Origin of the sequence: Microbacterium sp. LWH7-1.2 (assembly GCF_038397755.1) — a bacterium.
GTDB lineage: Bacteria > Actinomycetota > Actinomycetes > Actinomycetales > Microbacteriaceae > Microbacterium.
Genome location: NZ_CP151637.1, coordinates 956,410 through 972,401, shown reverse-complemented (window position 1 = coordinate 972,401; position 15,992 = coordinate 956,410). Strand labels below are relative to the sequence as shown.

The 15,992-nt window shown below is 72.0% G+C and carries 18 protein-coding genes; 1 reads left to right on the top strand and 17 read right to left on the bottom strand.

The features are described 5' to 3' along the window. Positions 1–44: 44 nt before the first annotated feature. The 11 genes from lgt to rpe form a co-directional block, all read right to left on the bottom strand. Entirely contained in the window at positions 45–1,016 is a 972-nt protein-coding gene (lgt, locus tag MRBLWH7_RS04640; protein ID WP_341999610.1) for a prolipoprotein diacylglyceryl transferase, read from the bottom strand. 65 nt (positions 1,017–1,081) lie between these two features. Next, positions 1,082–1,876: a tryptophan synthase subunit alpha gene (gene trpA, locus MRBLWH7_RS04635; RefSeq protein WP_341999608.1), complete on the bottom strand. Its 795-nt coding sequence runs from the start codon at positions 1,874–1,876 to the stop codon at positions 1,082–1,084. Next, entirely contained in the window at positions 1,873–3,138 is a 1,266-nt protein-coding gene (trpB, locus tag MRBLWH7_RS04630; RefSeq protein ID WP_341999606.1) for a tryptophan synthase subunit beta, read from the bottom strand. The genes trpA and trpB overlap by 4 nt, the downstream gene beginning before the upstream one ends. Continuing rightward, positions 3,135–3,911, bottom strand: coding sequence for an indole-3-glycerol phosphate synthase TrpC (gene trpC, locus MRBLWH7_RS04625; RefSeq protein WP_341999604.1), 777 nt, complete (start codon positions 3,909–3,911; stop codon positions 3,135–3,137). The genes trpB and trpC overlap by 4 nt, the downstream gene beginning before the upstream one ends. 2 nt (positions 3,912–3,913) lie before the next feature. Further along, positions 3,914–4,144 (bottom strand): DUF6704 family protein, encoded by a 231-nt coding sequence (locus MRBLWH7_RS04620; protein WP_341999603.1) that lies wholly within the window; start codon positions 4,142–4,144, stop codon positions 3,914–3,916. 46 nt (positions 4,145–4,190) lie between these two features. Continuing rightward, positions 4,191–4,826, bottom strand: coding sequence for a Trp biosynthesis-associated membrane protein (locus MRBLWH7_RS04615; protein WP_341999601.1), 636 nt, complete (start codon positions 4,824–4,826; stop codon positions 4,191–4,193). Beyond that, the gene (hisI, locus tag MRBLWH7_RS04610) at positions 4,823–5,188 is read right to left on the bottom strand and encodes a phosphoribosyl-AMP cyclohydrolase (protein ID WP_341999599.1); all 366 of its coding nucleotides are present in this window, start codon (positions 5,186–5,188) and stop codon (positions 4,823–4,825) included. The genes MRBLWH7_RS04615 and hisI overlap by 4 nt, the downstream gene beginning before the upstream one ends. After that, on the bottom strand, positions 5,185–5,958 hold the full coding sequence (gene hisF / locus MRBLWH7_RS04605; RefSeq protein WP_341999597.1) for an imidazole glycerol phosphate synthase subunit HisF: 774 nt from the start codon (positions 5,956–5,958) through the stop codon (positions 5,185–5,187). Before hisF ends, hisI begins: the two co-directional genes overlap by 4 nt. Then, on the bottom strand, positions 5,958–6,800 hold the full coding sequence (gene hisG, locus MRBLWH7_RS04600) for an ATP phosphoribosyltransferase (RefSeq protein WP_116193524.1): 843 nt from the start codon (positions 6,798–6,800) through the stop codon (positions 5,958–5,960). The genes hisF and hisG overlap by 1 nt, the downstream gene beginning before the upstream one ends. A gap of 43 nt (positions 6,801–6,843) precedes the next feature. Beyond that, on the bottom strand, positions 6,844–7,107 hold the full coding sequence (locus MRBLWH7_RS04595) for a phosphoribosyl-ATP diphosphatase (RefSeq protein WP_045302883.1): 264 nt from the start codon (positions 7,105–7,107) through the stop codon (positions 6,844–6,846). A gap of 52 nt (positions 7,108–7,159) precedes the next feature. Continuing rightward, positions 7,160–7,855 carry a ribulose-phosphate 3-epimerase gene (gene rpe / locus MRBLWH7_RS04590; RefSeq protein ID WP_341999590.1) on the bottom strand — a complete coding sequence of 232 codons (696 nt, stop codon included), beginning with the start codon at positions 7,853–7,855 and terminating at the stop codon, positions 7,160–7,162. Between the two features lie 20 nt (positions 7,856–7,875). Between rpe and glsA the strand changes: the two genes are divergently transcribed. After that, positions 7,876–9,048: a glutaminase A gene (gene glsA, locus MRBLWH7_RS04585; protein ID WP_341999588.1), complete on the top strand. Its 1,173-nt coding sequence runs from the start codon at positions 7,876–7,878 to the stop codon at positions 9,046–9,048. Between the two features lie 46 nt (positions 9,049–9,094). Here glsA and MRBLWH7_RS04580 read toward each other — a convergent pair whose 3' ends face one another. From MRBLWH7_RS04580 to gmk, 6 genes are all read right to left on the bottom strand, one after another. Further along, positions 9,095–10,465, bottom strand: coding sequence for a transcription antitermination factor NusB (locus MRBLWH7_RS04580; protein ID WP_341999586.1), 1,371 nt, complete (start codon positions 10,463–10,465; stop codon positions 9,095–9,097). After that, the gene (gene fmt, locus MRBLWH7_RS04575; RefSeq protein WP_341999583.1) at positions 10,462–11,385 is read right to left on the bottom strand and encodes a methionyl-tRNA formyltransferase; all 924 of its coding nucleotides are present in this window, start codon (positions 11,383–11,385) and stop codon (positions 10,462–10,464) included. Before fmt ends, MRBLWH7_RS04580 begins: the two co-directional genes overlap by 4 nt. A gap of 21 nt (positions 11,386–11,406) precedes the next feature. Then, on the bottom strand, positions 11,407–13,428 hold the full coding sequence (locus tag MRBLWH7_RS04570) for a primosomal protein N' (RefSeq protein WP_341999581.1): 2,022 nt from the start codon (positions 13,426–13,428) through the stop codon (positions 11,407–11,409). Positions 13,429–13,438: 10 nt separating this feature from the next. Then, positions 13,439–14,632, bottom strand: a complete 1,194-nt coding sequence (gene metK / locus MRBLWH7_RS04565) for a methionine adenosyltransferase (RefSeq protein WP_341999579.1) — start codon at positions 14,630–14,632, stop codon at positions 13,439–13,441. Positions 14,633–14,749: 117 nt separating this feature from the next. Beyond that, positions 14,750–15,004: a DNA-directed RNA polymerase subunit omega gene (gene rpoZ / locus MRBLWH7_RS04560; RefSeq protein ID WP_018170775.1), complete on the bottom strand. Its 255-nt coding sequence runs from the start codon at positions 15,002–15,004 to the stop codon at positions 14,750–14,752. A gap of 88 nt (positions 15,005–15,092) precedes the next feature. Beyond that, positions 15,093–15,992: a guanylate kinase gene (gmk, locus tag MRBLWH7_RS04555; protein WP_341999576.1), complete on the bottom strand. Its 900-nt coding sequence runs from the start codon at positions 15,990–15,992 to the stop codon at positions 15,093–15,095.

Genomic DNA, 15,992 nt, shown 5'->3' with positions numbered 1-15,992 from the left:
GGACGACGTCGGCCCTGGGCGCGCTCTTCGGGGGGAGAGCTGCGTTACTTGGTGGCAGGAGTGCTTGTGGCGCTGACCCCTTCGGCTTCGGACGTCGGGGGTTCGCTGACGTCGACGAAGTCGTCGGTCTCCTGAGATTGTACAGCCTGTCCGGCCTTCCACTCGCGGCCGGACACATAGGGCGACGGCTCGAGGCCGGGGTGACGGCGCTTCTGAACGAAGAAGATCGCCAGACCGATGACCACGCCGAAGATCGCGGCCCAGACGTTGGTGCGAAGTCCGAGGAAGATGTCGCTCGGGTCGATGCGGATCGATTCCCAGACGATGCGGCCGGCGCTGTACCAGACGAGGTAGAGGCCGAAGAGACGGCCCCACTGCAACGTGAAGCGCCGACCCACCCACACGAGGAAGAGCACGCCGAGCGTGTTCCAGAGGACCTCGTAGAGGAAAGTCGGGTGGAAGAGCGTGCCCTCGGGCAGACCGATCGGCCACGCCGGGTTCGGGTAGTCGATCTCGAGGCCCCACGGCACGTCGGTGGGCAGGCCGAACAGCTCCTGGTTGAACCAATTGCCGAAACGGCCGATCGCCTGCGCGAGGAGGAGGCTCGGGGCGAGGGCGTCGGCGAAGGTCCAGAAGCGGATGCCGGTCCACCGGCACCCGAGCCAGGCACCGACGGCGCCGCCGATGAGGGCGCCGTAGATGGCGATGCCGCCCTCCCAGATGAAGAGCGCCGACCAGGGGTTCGCGCCCTCGCCGAAGTAGAAGTTCCAGTGGGTGAGCACGTGGTAGATGCGCGCCGTGATGATCGCGAGCGGAACCGCGAGGAGGGCGATGTCGATGACGACCCACGGCTCGGCGCCGCGCTTGGTGAGGCGGGCGTTGGTCCACAGCACCGCGACGATGATGCCCGTGATGATGCACAGCGCGTAGATGTGGATCCGCAGGGGGCCGATGTCGAAGTAGCTGATCGACGGGCTCGGGATGCTGGCGACGACGCTCAGGGCGGCGTTGATCATGGGAGAACCGTGTCCTTGCTGGATCCGTGCTGGGCGTGGCGGCGGCGGCCGCCGACCTCAGAAGTCTAGTTCGCGCCGCGGGCGGTGCCCGCGGCGAGGCCGCGTGCGGTCTCGGCGAGGCCCTCGAGGCCCCGCTCGCGCAGCGCGCGCACGAGCGCCGTGCCGACGATCGCGCCGTCAGCGTACTCGAGCACGCCCGCGACCTGCGCGGCGTTCGAGATGCCGATGCCGACGCACGCGTGCTCGACCCCGTGCTCACGCAGGCGGGCGACGAGGGTGCGGGCCGCAGCATCCAACTGCGCGCGCTCCCCCGTGATGCCCATGGTCGAGACGGTGTAGACGAAGCCGGTGGAGTTCTGCGCGATGAGCTCGAGCCGCTCGTCCGTCGAGGTCGGCGCGGCGAGGAAGACCCGGTCGAGGCCCGTGCGCTCGCTGGCGGCGATCCACTCGGGCGCCGCCTCCGGCGTGATGTCGGGCGTGATGAGTCCTGCTCCGCCGGCGGCGAGCAGGTCGTCGGCGTAGCGGTCGACACCGTACTGCAGCACCGGGTTCCAGTACGTCATGACGAGCACGGGCACGTCGACGCGGCGCGTGATCTCGCGCACGGCCGTGAAGATGTCGCGGAGACGGAATCCGCCGGCGAGCGCCGCCTGCGTCGCCTCCTGGATCACGGTGCCGTCCATCACCGGGTCGGAATACGGCGGGCCGAGCTCGAGGATGTCGGCGCCGTTCTCGGCCAGGGCGACGGCCGCGTCGATGCTCGCCTCGAGGTCGGGGAAGCCGAGCGGGAGGTAGCCGACGAACGCGCCTCGCCCTTCGGCGCGGGCGGCGTCGATCGCCGCGGCGACGCGCGAGGTCATAGCTTCTCCCCTTCGCCGTGGGCGGCGTCGTCGTGGGGCGCGGAGGCGGCGGCCGCAGCCTCCGTCCCCTTGTCGTACAGGTCGAAGTAGCGCGCGGCGGTGTCCATGTCCTTGTCGCCGCGGCCCGAGAGGCATACCGCGAGAATGGCGTCCGGGCCGAGCTCGCGGCCGATGCGCAGCGCGCCGGCGAGGGCGTGGGCCGATTCGATCGCGGGGATGATGCCCTCGGTCTCGGAGAGGAGGCGCAGCGCCTGCATCGCCTCGTCGTCGGTCGCGGGGATGTACTCGGCGCGGCCGATCGAGGCGAGCCACGCGTGCTCGGGGCCGACGCCCGGGTAGTCGAGGCCCGCCGAGATCGAGTGGGACTCGATCGTCTGGCCGTCCTCGTCCTGCAGGACGAAGGTCTTCGCGCCGTGCAGCACGCCGGGGCGGCCGCGTTCGATCGATGCGGCGTGCCGCGGCGTGTCGACGCCGTCGCCGGCGGCCTCGACGCCGTACAGCTTGACGCCCTCGTCGTCGAGGAAGGCGTCGAACATGCCGATGGCGTTCGAGCCCCCGCCGACGCAGGCGAGGACGGCGTCCGGCAGCCGGCCGGCCTCCTCGAGGAGCTGCGCGCGCGCCTCTTCGGAGATCACCTTCTGGAAGTCGCGGACCATCGCGGGGAACGGGTGCGGGCCTGCGGCGGTGCCGAAGATGTAGTTCGTCGTCTCGACGCTCGCGACCCAGTCGCGGTAGGCGTCGTTGATCGCATCCTTGAGCGTGCGCGAGCCGGTCTTGACCGGGATCACCTCGGCGCCGAGCAGGCGCATGCGGGCGACGTTGAGCGCCTGGCGCTCGGTGTCGACCTCGCCCATGTAGATCGTGCACTCGAAGCCGAAGAGGGCCGCGGCGGTCGCGGTCGCGACGCCGTGCTGGCCGGCGCCCGTCTCGGCGATCACCCGGGTCTTGCCGAGGCGCTGGGTGAGCAGCGCCTGGCCGAGGACGTTGTTGATCTTGTGCGACCCGGTGTGGTTGAGGTCCTCCCTCTTGAGGAAGACCCGCGCGCCACCCGCGTGCTCGGCGAACCGGGCCACCTCGGTGATCGGCGACGGGCGGCCGGCATACGAGTGCAGCAGCCGCACGAACTCTGCCTGGAATGCCGGATCGGCCTTCGCGGCCTCGTACTCCGCCGTCAGCTCGTCGATCGCGGCGATGAGCGACTCGGGCATGTACCGCCCGCCGAACTCGCCGAACAGCGGCCCGGGAGCCTCACGAAGACTCATGCGCCTGCCTCCAGGAATGCGCGCAGCGTGGATACGGGATCGTTGGTGACCAGCGCCTCGCCCACGAGCACGACGTCCGCGCCGTCACGACGGTAGTGGGCGACGTCCTCGGGCACGAGCACGGCCGACTCCGCGATCTTGATCGCCCCCGTCGGGATGCGCTCCGCCAGGCGGCCGAAGAGGTCGCGGTCGAGCTGGAAGGTCGACAGGTCGCGGGCGTTGACACCGATGAGCTGTGCGCCGACATCCACGGCGCGATCGACCTCGTCGGCCGAGTGGGTCTCGACGAGCGCCGTCATTCCCAGCTCGCGCGTGAACGCGTGGAGGCGGGCGAGGACGTCCTGCTCGAGCGCGGCGACGATGAGGAGGACCAGGTCGGCGCCGGACGCGCGCGCCTCGAGCACCTGGTATTCGGTCGCGATGAAGTCCTTGCGCAGCACCGGGAGCGTCACGGCGGCCTTGACGGCCTCGAGGTCGGCGAGGGTGCCCTTGAACTTACGGCCCTCGGTGAGGACGGAGATCGCCGACGCGCCGCCCTCTTCGTAGCGACGTGCCTGCAGGGCCGGGTCGGGGATGGCGGCGAGGTCTCCGCGCGACGGGCTCGCGCGCTTGACCTCGGCGATGATCTTCACGCGGTCGGACGGGGCGAGCGCGGCGAGGACGTCGAGGGCGGGACGCTGCGCCAGCGCGGCGGACTCGACCTCTGCCAAGGGGCGCATCGAGGCGCGTGCCTCGGCATCCTCAACCGCGCCGGCCGTGAGGTCGGCGAGCATGCTCAGTGCTCTTTCGCCGCGACCTTGGAGCCGCCGACGCCGTAGCCGGCGCGCTTCATGATCCAGCCCACGAGGAGCCCGATCACCAGGAGGGCGGCCGACGCCCACACGAAGATCGGCATGTCGAGGAAGAAGAAGAAGGTGCCGATCGAGACCGCCACGAGCATGATCACGACGGCCGTCCAGGCTGCGGGCGAGTGTCCGTGGCCGGGGTCGCCGATGTTGTTGCTCATGGATATCTCCTCGTGGAACCGGGGCGGGATGCCGCCAGTCTAGCGGTCAGGCGGTCGGATCCTCGCCACGCGACAGGTCGTCCCAGTCGTCGATGGCGCGCGATCCGGCGGCGTCGTGGGGGCGCGGGCCGTCGCCGGAGCGCGCCGTGGAATCGGTCGCGGGGGCGGCCTTCGCAGCCTCGTCGGTGCGGTAGCGACGGCCGGTGCGCGACCAGGAGTGCGCCGTCGCGAGCACGAACACGCCGGCCGCGACGAGCACGACCCAGACGACGAGGGTGACGGCCGGCCACGCGGTCGCATCGATGGACGCGACGAGCTTCGCGACGGAGGCCTCTCCGGCGATGCCGGTGGACTCGGTGACGACCGAGGCGACGGCCGACACCGGATGCTCGAACACGACGCGGGCGGTCAGCCAGGCGAGCACCGCCCCGATGAAGAACGCCAGCGCGCCGAACACGTAGCGAAGCGCCGGCCCGACGATGGACAGCGCGGCGCCGAGCGCCAGCACGGCGAGGCTCAGTGGCGCCAGAACCGGCACGGCCGATGCGCCCGGTACGTCGAGGACGTGGTGGGCGGCGTCCTGGAGTTCGACCGTGAGCCACGTCTGCGTCGATGAGATCACGCCGAGCGCGCCGCACAGCACGACGAGCACGACGGAGAGCAGTCGCGCCCTGCGGATCACGCGTACGGCTCCGGGCCGCGCACGGCGCCGAGGTCGCGGCCGTCGAAGCACGTGCGGGTGCCGGTGTGGCACGCGGCGCCGACCTGCTCGACCTCGACGAGGATGGTGTCGCCGTCGCAGTCGAGGCTCGCTCCGCGCACCAGCTGGATGTGCCCCGATGTATCCCCCTTGCGCCAGTACTCCTGCCGAGAGCGCGACCAGAAGGTGACGCGGCCCTCGGTGAGCGTGCGGCGGAGGGCCTCGGCATCCATCCAGCCGAGCATGAGGACTTCGCGGGTGTCCCACTGCTGGATGATCGCGGCGACGAGGCCGTCGCCGTTGAAGGTCACGCGCGCGATGCGCTCGTCGAGCGTCTCCGTCATGCCGCCACCTCCCGCACGGCGATTCCCTCGGCCTGCATCGCGGCCTTCACGTCGCCGACGGTGAGCTGGCCGGAATGGAAGACGGATGCCGCGAGCACGGCGTCCGCGCCCGCCTCGATGGCGGGTCCGAAGTCTTCGGCGCGGCCGGCGCCACCCGACGCGATGACGGGCACGCTGGCGACCTCGCGCATGAGGCCGACCAGCTCGAGGTCGAAGCCCTGCTTGGTCCCGTCCGCGTCGATCGAATTGACGAGGAGCTCCCCCGCGCCGCGCTCGATCGCCTCGCGCGCCCATTCGAGCGCGTCGAGGGTCGTCTCGGTGCGGCCGCCGTGCGTGGTGACGACGAAGCCGGAGTCGGTCGAGGGCGAGCGCTTGACGTCGAGCGACAGCACGAGCACCTGCGCACCGAAACGGTCGGCGATCTCGTCCAGGAGCGCGGGACGCGCGATCGCCGCCGAGTTCACTCCGATCTTGTCGGCGCCGACCGACAGCAGCCGTGCGACGTCGTCGGCCGACCGCACACCCCCACCCACGGTGAGCGGGATGAACACCTCTTCGGCCGTGCGCCGGACGACGTCGTACGTCGTCGAGCGCTCATCGACCGTGGCCGTGACGTCGAGGAACGTGATCTCGTCGGCGCCCTGGCGGAAGTACTCCCGCGCGAGCTCGACGGGATCGCCCATGTCGCGCAGGTTCTGGAAGTTCACGCCCTTGACGACCCGCCCGGCGGCGACGTCGAGGCACGGGATGACGCGGCAGACCAGGCTCATCAGAGTCTCGCGTTGTGGATCGCGGTGACGAGGATCGCGCGGGCGCCGATCGCGTACAGCGCGTCCATGACCTGGTTCACGCCCTTGCGGGCGACCATGACGCGCACGGCGACCCACGCCGGGTCGCGCAGCGGCGCGATCGTCGGCGATTCGATGCCGGGGGCGATCTTGACCGCGTCGTCGACGAGGTCGGCGGGCAGGTCGTAGTCGACCATCACGTACCGCCGGGCCACCATCACGCCGCGGAGGCGCCGCAGCAACGTGTCGGTCCCCTCCGCCTGGGTGGGCGATGTGATCAGCACGGCCTCGGACTGCAGCAGCACCGGACCGAAGATCTCCAGGCCCGCCTGGCGCAGCGTGGTGCCGGTCGACACGACGTCGGCGACGGCATCCGCCACTCCCAGGCGCACCGCGGACTCGACCGCGCCGTCGAGCGGCACCAGGTCCACGGCGACGCCGTGCTCGTCGAGGAACGCGTCGACCAGGCCCGGGTATGCGGTCGCGACGCGCGAGCCGTTGAGGTCCTGGACGGACGTGAAGCGTCCGGGAGGACCGGCGAAGCGGAATGTCGAGTCGCCGAAGCCGAGCGCCTCGATCTCGCGGGCGCCCGGCATGCGGGCGTCGAGCAGCAGATCGCGGCCCGTGATGCCGACGTCCAGCGCGCCGGAGCCGACGTAGGTGGCGATGTCTTTCGGGCGGAGGTAGAAGAACTCGACCTCGTTCTGGGGGTCGATGACGTGGAGGTCCTTGGGGTCGCGACGACCGATGTAGCCCGCCTCGTGGAGCATCTCAGAGGCGGTCTCGGCGAGCGAGCCCTTGTTCGGCACGGCGATTCGCAGCATGGCAGCGGGGCTTTCGGGTTCGAGGACGGGGGGCAGCGCGCGCTCAGAGATGTCGGTAGACGTCCTCGAGGCTCAGCCCCTTCGCGAGCATCAGCACCTGCAGGTGGTACAGCAGCTGCGAGATCTCCTCGGCTGCGGCATCCGTCGACTCGTACTCCGCGGCCATCCAGACCTCGGCGGCCTCTTCCACGATCTTCTTGCCGATCGCGTGCACGCCCGCGTCCAGCTGTGCGACGGTTCCCGATCCCTCGGGGCGCTCGGCCGCTTTCGCGGCGAGCTCGGCGTACAGCGTGTCGAACGTCTTCACCATGCCAGGGTATCCAACAGAACGGATGCCGCGGCGCCGCGTGACGGCCGGCTCAGTGCCCGTGGTGCTCGGCGGCGGTCGCGCGCAGGCCCGCGATGGCGTTCGCCGGGTCGCCCGCGCCGAACACGGCCGAGCCGGCGACGAACGTGTCGGCGCCGGCCTCGGCGGCCTGCAGGATCGTCGATTCGCCGATGCCGCCGTCGACCTGCAGCCACACCGAAGAGCCTCGGCGCCGCGCCTCGTCGGCCAGGCGGCTGAGCTTCGGCAGGGTCTCGGGCATGAACGACTGACCGCCGAACCCGGGCTCGACGGTCATCACCAGGATCTGGTCGAAGTCGTCGAGCAGGTCGAAGAGCCCCTCGACGGGCGTCGCGGGCTTCACGGCAACACCCGCGCGCGCGCCGATGCCGCGCAGTCGGCGGGCGAGCGCGACCGGCTCCTTCGCGGCTTCGAGGTGGAACGTGACGGAGGCTGCTCCGAGCTCGGCATACCCGGGTGCCCAGCGGTCGGGATTCGTGATCATGAGATGCACGTCGAGGGGTACCGGGCTCGTGGCCTGGATGCGCTCGACCATCTGCGGACCGAATGTCAGATTGGGTACGAAGTGGTTGTCCATGACGTCGACGTGGACGAAGTCCGCCGTCGCGATGCGTGCGAGCTCCGCCTGCATGTTGACGAAGTCGGCGGCGAGGATGCTGGGATTGATGCGGATGCCGGTCTGGCGGGCGGTGTCGTCGATCGGTGGCACGCGTCCATTATGGTCGAGCCGTGGATCCGATCACGGCGCTGCTGCACGACGTCCTCGAAGACATCCGCCCGCTCGACGACGGCGCCCCGGCGGGCTACATCCCCGAGCTCGCGGCCGCGGATCCCGACCGTCTGGCCCTCGCCGTCGTCGGACCGCGCGGGCGGGTACGCGCGGTCGGCGACGTCGCGCACGAGTTCACGATCCAGTCGATCTCGAAGCCGTTCGTGCTGGCGCTCGCCCTCGCCGACCGCGGCCGCGACGCGGTGCTGCGCAAGGTCGGCGTGGAGCCCAGCGGCGAGCCGTTCAACGCGATCAGCCTCGAGCCCGGCACCGGGCGGCCGGCGAACCCCATGGTCAATGCCGGGGCGATCGCGACGTCCGCCCTCATCCCCGGCGACGGCGTCGACGACCGTATGACGCGCATCGTCGACGGGCTCTCCGCATTCGCGGGGCGGTCGCTGTGGGTCGACGAGCAGGTGTACGCCTCGGAATCCGCGACGGGCGATCGCAACCGCGCGCTGGCGCACCTGCTCCGCTCGCACGGCATCATCGAAGGGTCGGTCGAGATCGCGGTCGAGACGTACTTCCGGCAGTGCTCCCTGCTCGTCACGGTGCGCGACCTCGCCGTGATGTCGTCGACGCTCGCCTTCGGCGGACACAACCCCGTCACCGGCGAGCGGGTCGTCTCCGAGGCCGTCGCCCGCGATGTGCTGTCGATCATGGCCAGCTGCGGCATGTACGACTACTCCGGCGAGTGGCTGCTGCGCGTGGGTCTGCCGGCGAAGAGCGGCGTCAGCGGCGGCCTCCTCGCTGTCGCCCCGTCGCAGTTCGGGATCGCGGCGTTCAGCCCGCGCCTGGATGCGCACGGGAACTCGGTGCGCGCCATCGCGCTCCTCGAGACGCTCGGCGAGCGGTTCGGCATGCACCTGCTCGAATCGCACGAGAGCGTCGCGGTGCCCGCGTTCACCGTCGAGGACACCGACGAGGGGCGTGTGCTGCGACTGGCGGGAGAGCTCGGCCTGGCCGGCACGGAGCGCGTCGTCGCCGTGCTGCGCGAGATCGCGGACGCGCTCCCCGAGGGCGCCGAGGTCATCGTCGACGCGCGCGACCTCGCCCGCGCGCACAGCGCCGCGCTCGTCGCACTGCGGGTCGAGTTCGAGCAGATGCCCCACGGGATCCGGCTGCGGGAGTGACGACAGAGCAGAGACGGATGCTGCGGTCCCCACCCGACTCGACGGCTCAGACTCGACGCAGCAGCGAGATCGACATCGCGTCGGTGTTGTGACGGTGCGGCCACAGCTGAGCGCGCCCGCTGCCGTCGGCCTGCGGCGGCAGACCGGGGTCCGCGTCCGACAGTGACGTGATCACGTCGCGGGCGGAGATCTCCTCGAGCGCAGCGCCCCATTCGCTCCGGATGTCGGCGACGACGCCGGACGTCTCTGCGAGGTGCGGCGAGCACGTCACGTACGCGACGACACCGCCGGGCTTGAGGGCGCCGACGGCCTCGGTGAGCAGCTCGCGCTGCAGCTCGGTGAGTGCCGGCACGTCGCTGGGCGCCTTGCGCCATCGCGCCTCGGGACGACGGCGCAGCGCGCCGAGCCCGGTGCACGGGGCGTCGACGAGGATGCGGTCGTAGGTCTCGGGCGCCTCCTGCGCGCGGACTCGGCCGTCCTCCTCCGAGACCGGCACCTCGAGCGGGACGCCGGCGAGAGCCTGACGGACGAGCCCGGCGCGTGCCGGCGAGATCTCGTTGGCCTCGAGGACGGCCCCGCCCACCCGCGCCTCGGCGGCGAGCACGGCGGTCTTGCCACCGGGACCCGCGCAGAGATCGAGCCAGCGCTCGCCCTCCGCGACCGGCAGGGCGCGCGTCAGCGCGAGGGCGGCGAGCTGCGAGCCCTCGTCCTGGACGCGGATGCGGCCGCGCGACGTGCGCACCAGCGAATCGGGGTCGCCGCCGCCGAGGCGGAAGCCGATCGGCGAGAACGGCGTGCGACGCGCGTCGTCGGGGACGCCCGCCAGATCGGGAAGGGCCGCCATCGTGACGCGGGGCGATGCATTGTCGGCGGTGAGCAGCGCCTCGAGCTCTTCGACGCGGCCCTCCGCCGCCAGCGCCCGCCGGAAGGCGCGCACCACCCACACGGGGTGCGAGAACAGCAGGCCGAGCTGCTCGTCGTCGGAGCGCGCGCTCGCGGCGACGTGCGTCATCCAGTCGCCCGGAGTATCGCGCGACACCCGCCGCAGCACAGCGTTCGTGAACCCGGCGGCGCCGCGTCCGCCCGCCCCGCGGGCGAGCTCGACGGACTCGTTCACCGCGGCGTGGGAGGCCACCCGCGTCGACAGCAGCTGGTGCACGCCGAGCCGCAGCGCGTCGAGCACGGCCGGATCGATGTCGGAGACGGGGCGGTCGGCGGCGATCGCGATCACCGCGTCGTACGTGCCCTGGCGCCGGAGCGTGCCGTAGGTGAGCTCGGTGGCGAGCGCGGCGTCGGCAGTCGTGAGTCCGGCGCGGGAGATCGCCGTCGGCAGCAGCAGGTTGGCGTACGCGTCCGACTCGTGGACGGCCCGCAGCGTGTCGTACGCGACTCGGCGCGCCGCGACCGTGCGGCTCACGATCCCGCCACCGGGGTCGCCTCGCGGAGCCCTCGCCACCAGTCAGCCGCGCGCATCGCGCCCTTGCCGGCCGGCTGGACGGTCTCGAGCACGATCGGTGAGGATGCGGTCCCGGCGATCACCTGCTTTCCGTGCAGCGCGATCTCTCCCGGGGCGAGCGAAGGAGCGTCGCCGGGGGCGGTCGCGACGGCGAGGACCTTGAACCGGGCACCGTCGATCGTGGTGTGCGCGCCAGGCTCGGGCGTGACGCCGCGGATGCGGCCGAGCACAGCCCCGGCCGGCTCGTCCCAGCGGATGCGGCCGTCGTCGTCGCCGAGCTTCGCCGCGTACGTGGTCTCGCCCTGCTGGGGGCGCGCGATGGCGGTGCCGGCGGCGATCGCGTCGACGACGTCGCAAAGCAGTCCCGCACCGTCGTCGGCCAGCGCGGCGAGAAGGTCGCCCGCGGTGGCGTCGGCCGGGACGTCGACGGCGAGCTCGCCGAACACATCGCCCGCGTCGAGGTCGGGCACGAGCTGGAAGACGCTCGCCCCGGTGCGAGCGTCGCCGGCGATGAGCGCATGCTGCACCGGTGCGGCGCCGCGCCAGCGAGGCAGCAGCGAGAAGTGCAGGTTGATCCAGCCGTGGGCCGGCGCCGACAGGAGCGGCTCGCGAACGAGTCCGCCGTAGGCGACGATCACGCCGAGGTCGGGCTGGAGCGCCGCGATCTCGGCCGTGACGGCGGCATCGAGCCGGCCCGCCCGGATCACCGGCAGCCCGAGCTCCTCGGCGGCAGCCGCGACGGGCGACGGCGTCAGCACCCGCTTGCGCCCGAGGGGGGCGTCCTGGCGGGTGATGACCGCGGCGATGTCGTGAACGGATGCCGCGAGCCGGCGCAGCGACGGCACAGCCGGCGCCGGTGTGCCGGCGAAGACGAGACGCATGACGTTCCTGGAGGTCGAGGGTCAGAGATCGAGATCGGGCACGTCGACCCGAACCTTCAGTGTATGGGCGGGTCCGGGCGCGCGACCCTTCGCGGGGCCGCGTCCCTTCATCGCATGGCTCACCACGGACGCGCGCAGACTCTCGGTCACGCGGGAGCCCAGGCCGTAGTCGAACCGCACCAGAGCACGGACCGACTCCTCGTGCGCGATCGGACCGAGCACGGCGTCGCCGTCGAGCTCGGGGACGGCGGTGCGCAACGCGGCGATGGCGTTGTCCACCGCGCGACGCGGACCGTCGACGGAGGCCACCCGGACGGTCGGCGGCATGCGCAGCGGGGCACGGTCGGCGAGCTCCGAGCGCGCGTACGCGGCCTGCGTCCATGTCGCGAGCGCGCGGGCGACCTCTCCACCGACGCCGACGAGGTGCACGGGGGCCGCCGGAGCGGCCAAGGCAGCCGCATTCGACCACCAGCGCAGACACGACTCGCCGATGCGCAGGTCGTCGGCCATCAGCATCCGATCCCCGTCCAGCAGGATCACCGCGCGATACCCGCCCGCGGCGAGCGGCTCCGCGCCGCGTGTCGCGACCACGAGCGCGGGACGCGCATCGACCTCGGTCACCGGGTGATCGCCGTCGGCGACGATCACGCGCGTACCCGGGAAGGCGCGCCCGAGTTCGTCGGCGGTGCGCTCGCTGCCGGAGGAGGCCATGCGGAGCAGGGTCGAGCGGCACTCGGGGCACGCCCACGCGTTCGCCGCGCGGCCGCACCACGCGCAGGTGGGCACGGCGCCTTGCCGGGCCGCGTGCAGCGGCCCGCCGCAGTGCGCGCAGCGGGCGGGGTGCCGGCAGGTCGCGCACACGAGCACCGGGGCGTATCCCGGGCGCGCGACCTGCACCAGCACGGGCCCGTGGGTGAGCGCCTCGCGCGCGGCGGCGAACGCCGACGACGGCACCCGCGCGGCGCGCGACTCGCCCTCACGGTTCGCGCTCAGCACGACGCGTGGGCTCACGCGCCGTGCTGCGGGGAGGTCGCGCACCCAGCCCACGGCCACAAGGCGCTCGACGTCGGTGGTGCGGGTGTGCCCCGCGAACACGAGGGCCCCACCGTGCAGCTCCTGCCGGAGCAGTGCGGCGTCGCGGGCGTGGACGCCGGGGCTGAGCGGTTCGGCCAGCAGCGGGTCGCCGTCATCCCACAGCGCGACCAGTCCGAGGTCGGACACCGGCGCGTACACCGTCGAGCGGTTGCCGATCACCACGCACGGCGCCTCGGCAAGGGTGCGCAGGAACGCGGCGTACCGGATCGGGCCGCTCTGCTTCGCATCGTCGCGGACCAGCGCATCGGCGGGGATGCGGGCAGCCAGCGCGGCTTCGAGCTGCGCACGGTCGCGGTGATCCGGCACGGCGATCACGGCGCTCCGCCCCGCCGCGAGGGTGTGCGTCGCCGCCGCGGCGAGGAGGATCGCCCAAGACCCGACGACGGTGCCGTCATCGAGCGTCGCGGGTACGGGCGGGGCGTCCAGCGCAAGGCGCTCGCCGTGGTCGAGGGCGTCGGCGAGACCCGGATAGACCGCGAGCACGCCGTCGGCCCACGCACGATCCGCACCGTCGATCACCGGGCTTGCCGGCGGGTCGGCGGCGAGCCACGCCTTCTCGGCACGGACCATGCGCTTCGGGATCGCGAGACGCAGGATGTCGCCCGCCGACCCGGCGGCCCGGTCGGCGGCGCGGCGGGCCAGCGCGTACAGCGGCGGCGTGAGCACCGGCACCGGCGACACGACGGCCTCGAGCTGCGAGAGCGGGCGGTCGGAGGCATCCGGCTCCCCCACTTCGACGAGGAGCGCGTCGACCATCCGCCCGGCGCTGCGCAGCGGCACACGCACGCGAACACCGGGCACGGCGTCGGGGGCGAGCTCCGCGGGGATCTCGTAGTCGAATAGACGGTCGAGCTGCGGCAGCGGGGAGTCGATCAGCACGCGTGCGACGCGGCGGGGGCGCCGCGACCGATCGACGGAGCCGGGTTCGTCGTCGTGCACCGCGGTCACGCGGCCGGCGTCAGAGTCCGGCTGCCGAGCGCAATGCGTCGGCGCGGTCGGTGCGCTCCCACGTGAAGTCCGGCAGCTCACGGCCGAAGTGGCCGTACGCCGCGGTCTGCGCGTAGATGGGCCGCAGGAGGTCGAGCTGGTCGATGATGGCCTTGGGGCGCAGGTCGAACACGTCGAGGATCGCCTGGGTGATCGCGTCGTCGGCCACGCGGCCGGTGCCGAACGTCTCGACATAGAGCCCGACGGGCTTCGCCTTGCCGATGGCGTACGCGACCTGCACCTCGAGACGGTCCGCGAGCCCCGCGGCGACGGCGTTCTTCGCGACCCACCGCATGGCGTACGCGGCCGAGCGATCCACCTTCGACGGGTCTTTGCCGCTGAACGCGCCACCGCCGTGGCGCGACGCCCCGCCGTACGTGTCGATGATGATCTTGCGGCCGGTGAGGCCGGCGTCGCCCTTGGGGCCGCCGATGACGAACGGACCGGCCGGGTTGATGTAGTACTTCACGTCGGGCAGCTCGAGACCGGTCGCCTCGAGCACCGGGTCGATGACCTCGGCACGCACGGCGGCGCGCAGCGCCTTCTGCGAGATGTCGGGGTGGTGCTGGGTCGACAGGACGACGGATTCGACGGTCTTCGGCGTCGCGCCGTCGTAGCCGAGCGTGACCTGGGTCTTGCCGTCGGGTCGCAGGAACGGCAGCGCGCCCGAGCGGCGCACCTCGGCGAGGCGCTCGGCCATGCGATGCGCCGTCCACGCGGCCATCGGCATGAGCTGCGGCGTCTCGGTCGTCGCGTAGCCGAACATGATGCCCTGGTCGCCCGCCCCCTGAAGGTCATGCGGATCCTCGGAGCCGTCCTCGCGGCGCTCGAACGCCTTGTCGACACCGGCCGCGATGTCGGAGGACTGCGCGCCGATCGAGACGCTCACGCCGCACGAGTCCCCGTCGAATCCGGTCTCGCTGGAGGTGTAGCCGATGCGGTTGACGACGCCCCGGACGATCGCCGGGATCTCGACGTACGCGGAGGTCGAGACCTCGCCGGCGACGTGGACGAGACCGGTGGTGACGAGGGTCTCGACGGCCACGCGCCCGTTCGGATCGGCGTCCAGGATCGCGTCCAGGATCGAGTCCGAGATCTGGTCGCAGATCTTGTCGGGATGGCCCTCGGTGACGGATTCGGACGTGAACAGACGCAGGTCGGTCATCGGTACTCCAGTTGTCGTGGCTCCGGTCATCGTGAGGTCCGGGCGCCGAGAGGCGGACACCAGTATGCCCCCGACGACGGACACAGCCGTCTTCGGGGGCATCGAGGAGGTGACGGATTACTCCGCGCGGCGCAGACGCAGCTTGTCCTCGTGGATCTCGTGCATCGCGATGGTGAGCGGCTTGTCCTCGACGGTCGAGTCGACGAGCGGGCCCACGTTGTCGAACAGGTTGCCCTCGTGGAGGTCGGAGTAGTAGTCGTTGATCTGGCGCGCGCGCTTGGACGCGAAGATCACGAGCTGGTATTTCGAGTCGACCTTCTCGAGCAGGCTGTCGATGGGGGGCTCGATGATGCCCTGGTTCGTTCCGGCCATGGCGAAACCTCCTGGATCGGATGGGAAAGAGAGTCTGCGGAGCCTCGGGGTGCCGAGGCATCCCACCATTCTACGTGACGGGACGCCCTCAGCGCGCGAGGCGGGCGACCTCGTCGGCCGCGTGGGCGACGTCGTCGTTCACGACGCGGTAGTCGAACTCGCCTTGCGAGGCCAATTCGGTCTTCGCAGTGCGCAGCCGACGGGCGCGCTCTGCGGCGTCCTCCGTGCCACGGCCGACGAGGCGCTGAACGAGCTCGTCCCAGCTCGGCGGCAGGAGGAACACGAGGGTGGCCGACGGGTCGGCCTCGCGCACCTGCCGCGCGCCCTGGAGGTCGATCTCGAGGAGCACCGTGCGCCCTTCGGCGAGGGCCTTCTCGATGGGGCCGCGCGGTGTGCCGTAGCGGTACGCGTTGTGGACGGTCGCGTGCTCGAGCAGCTCGCCGTCGGCGATCATGCGGTCGAACTCCGCGTCGTCGACGAAGAAGTAGTGCTCGCCGTGGACCTCGCCCGGGCGCGGCGCCCGCGTCGTCGCCGACACCGACAGCAGGATCTCGGGGTGGTGGTCCTTGATGTACGCGGCCACGGTGCCCTTGCCCACGGCGGTGGGACCGGCCAGCACGACGAGCCGGCTGCGGCCGGCGCGGGGCTCGGACTCGGGCCATCGGCTGTCGAGGAACTGGCGCAGGTCCTCGCGCTGGCGCGAGCCGAGGCCGCCGAGGCGCTTGACGGGCGAGATCTCGAGGTCGTGCAGGATGCGGTCGCGCTTGCCCTCGCCGATCGCCGGGATCGCGGTGAGGAACTCCGGAACGCGCATCGCGCCGGCAGGCGACGTGGGCTCGGCGAGGGCCCGTCGCAGCAGCTCCTGCGGCGTGATCACCCGCATCGCGACGTCCTTCTTGAGGGCGGCGCGTTCACGGCGGGCGGCGACGGCACGGCGCGACGCGGCGACGCGATCGACCTCGGGGGGCCGAGTCTGTGCTTCGGGCAT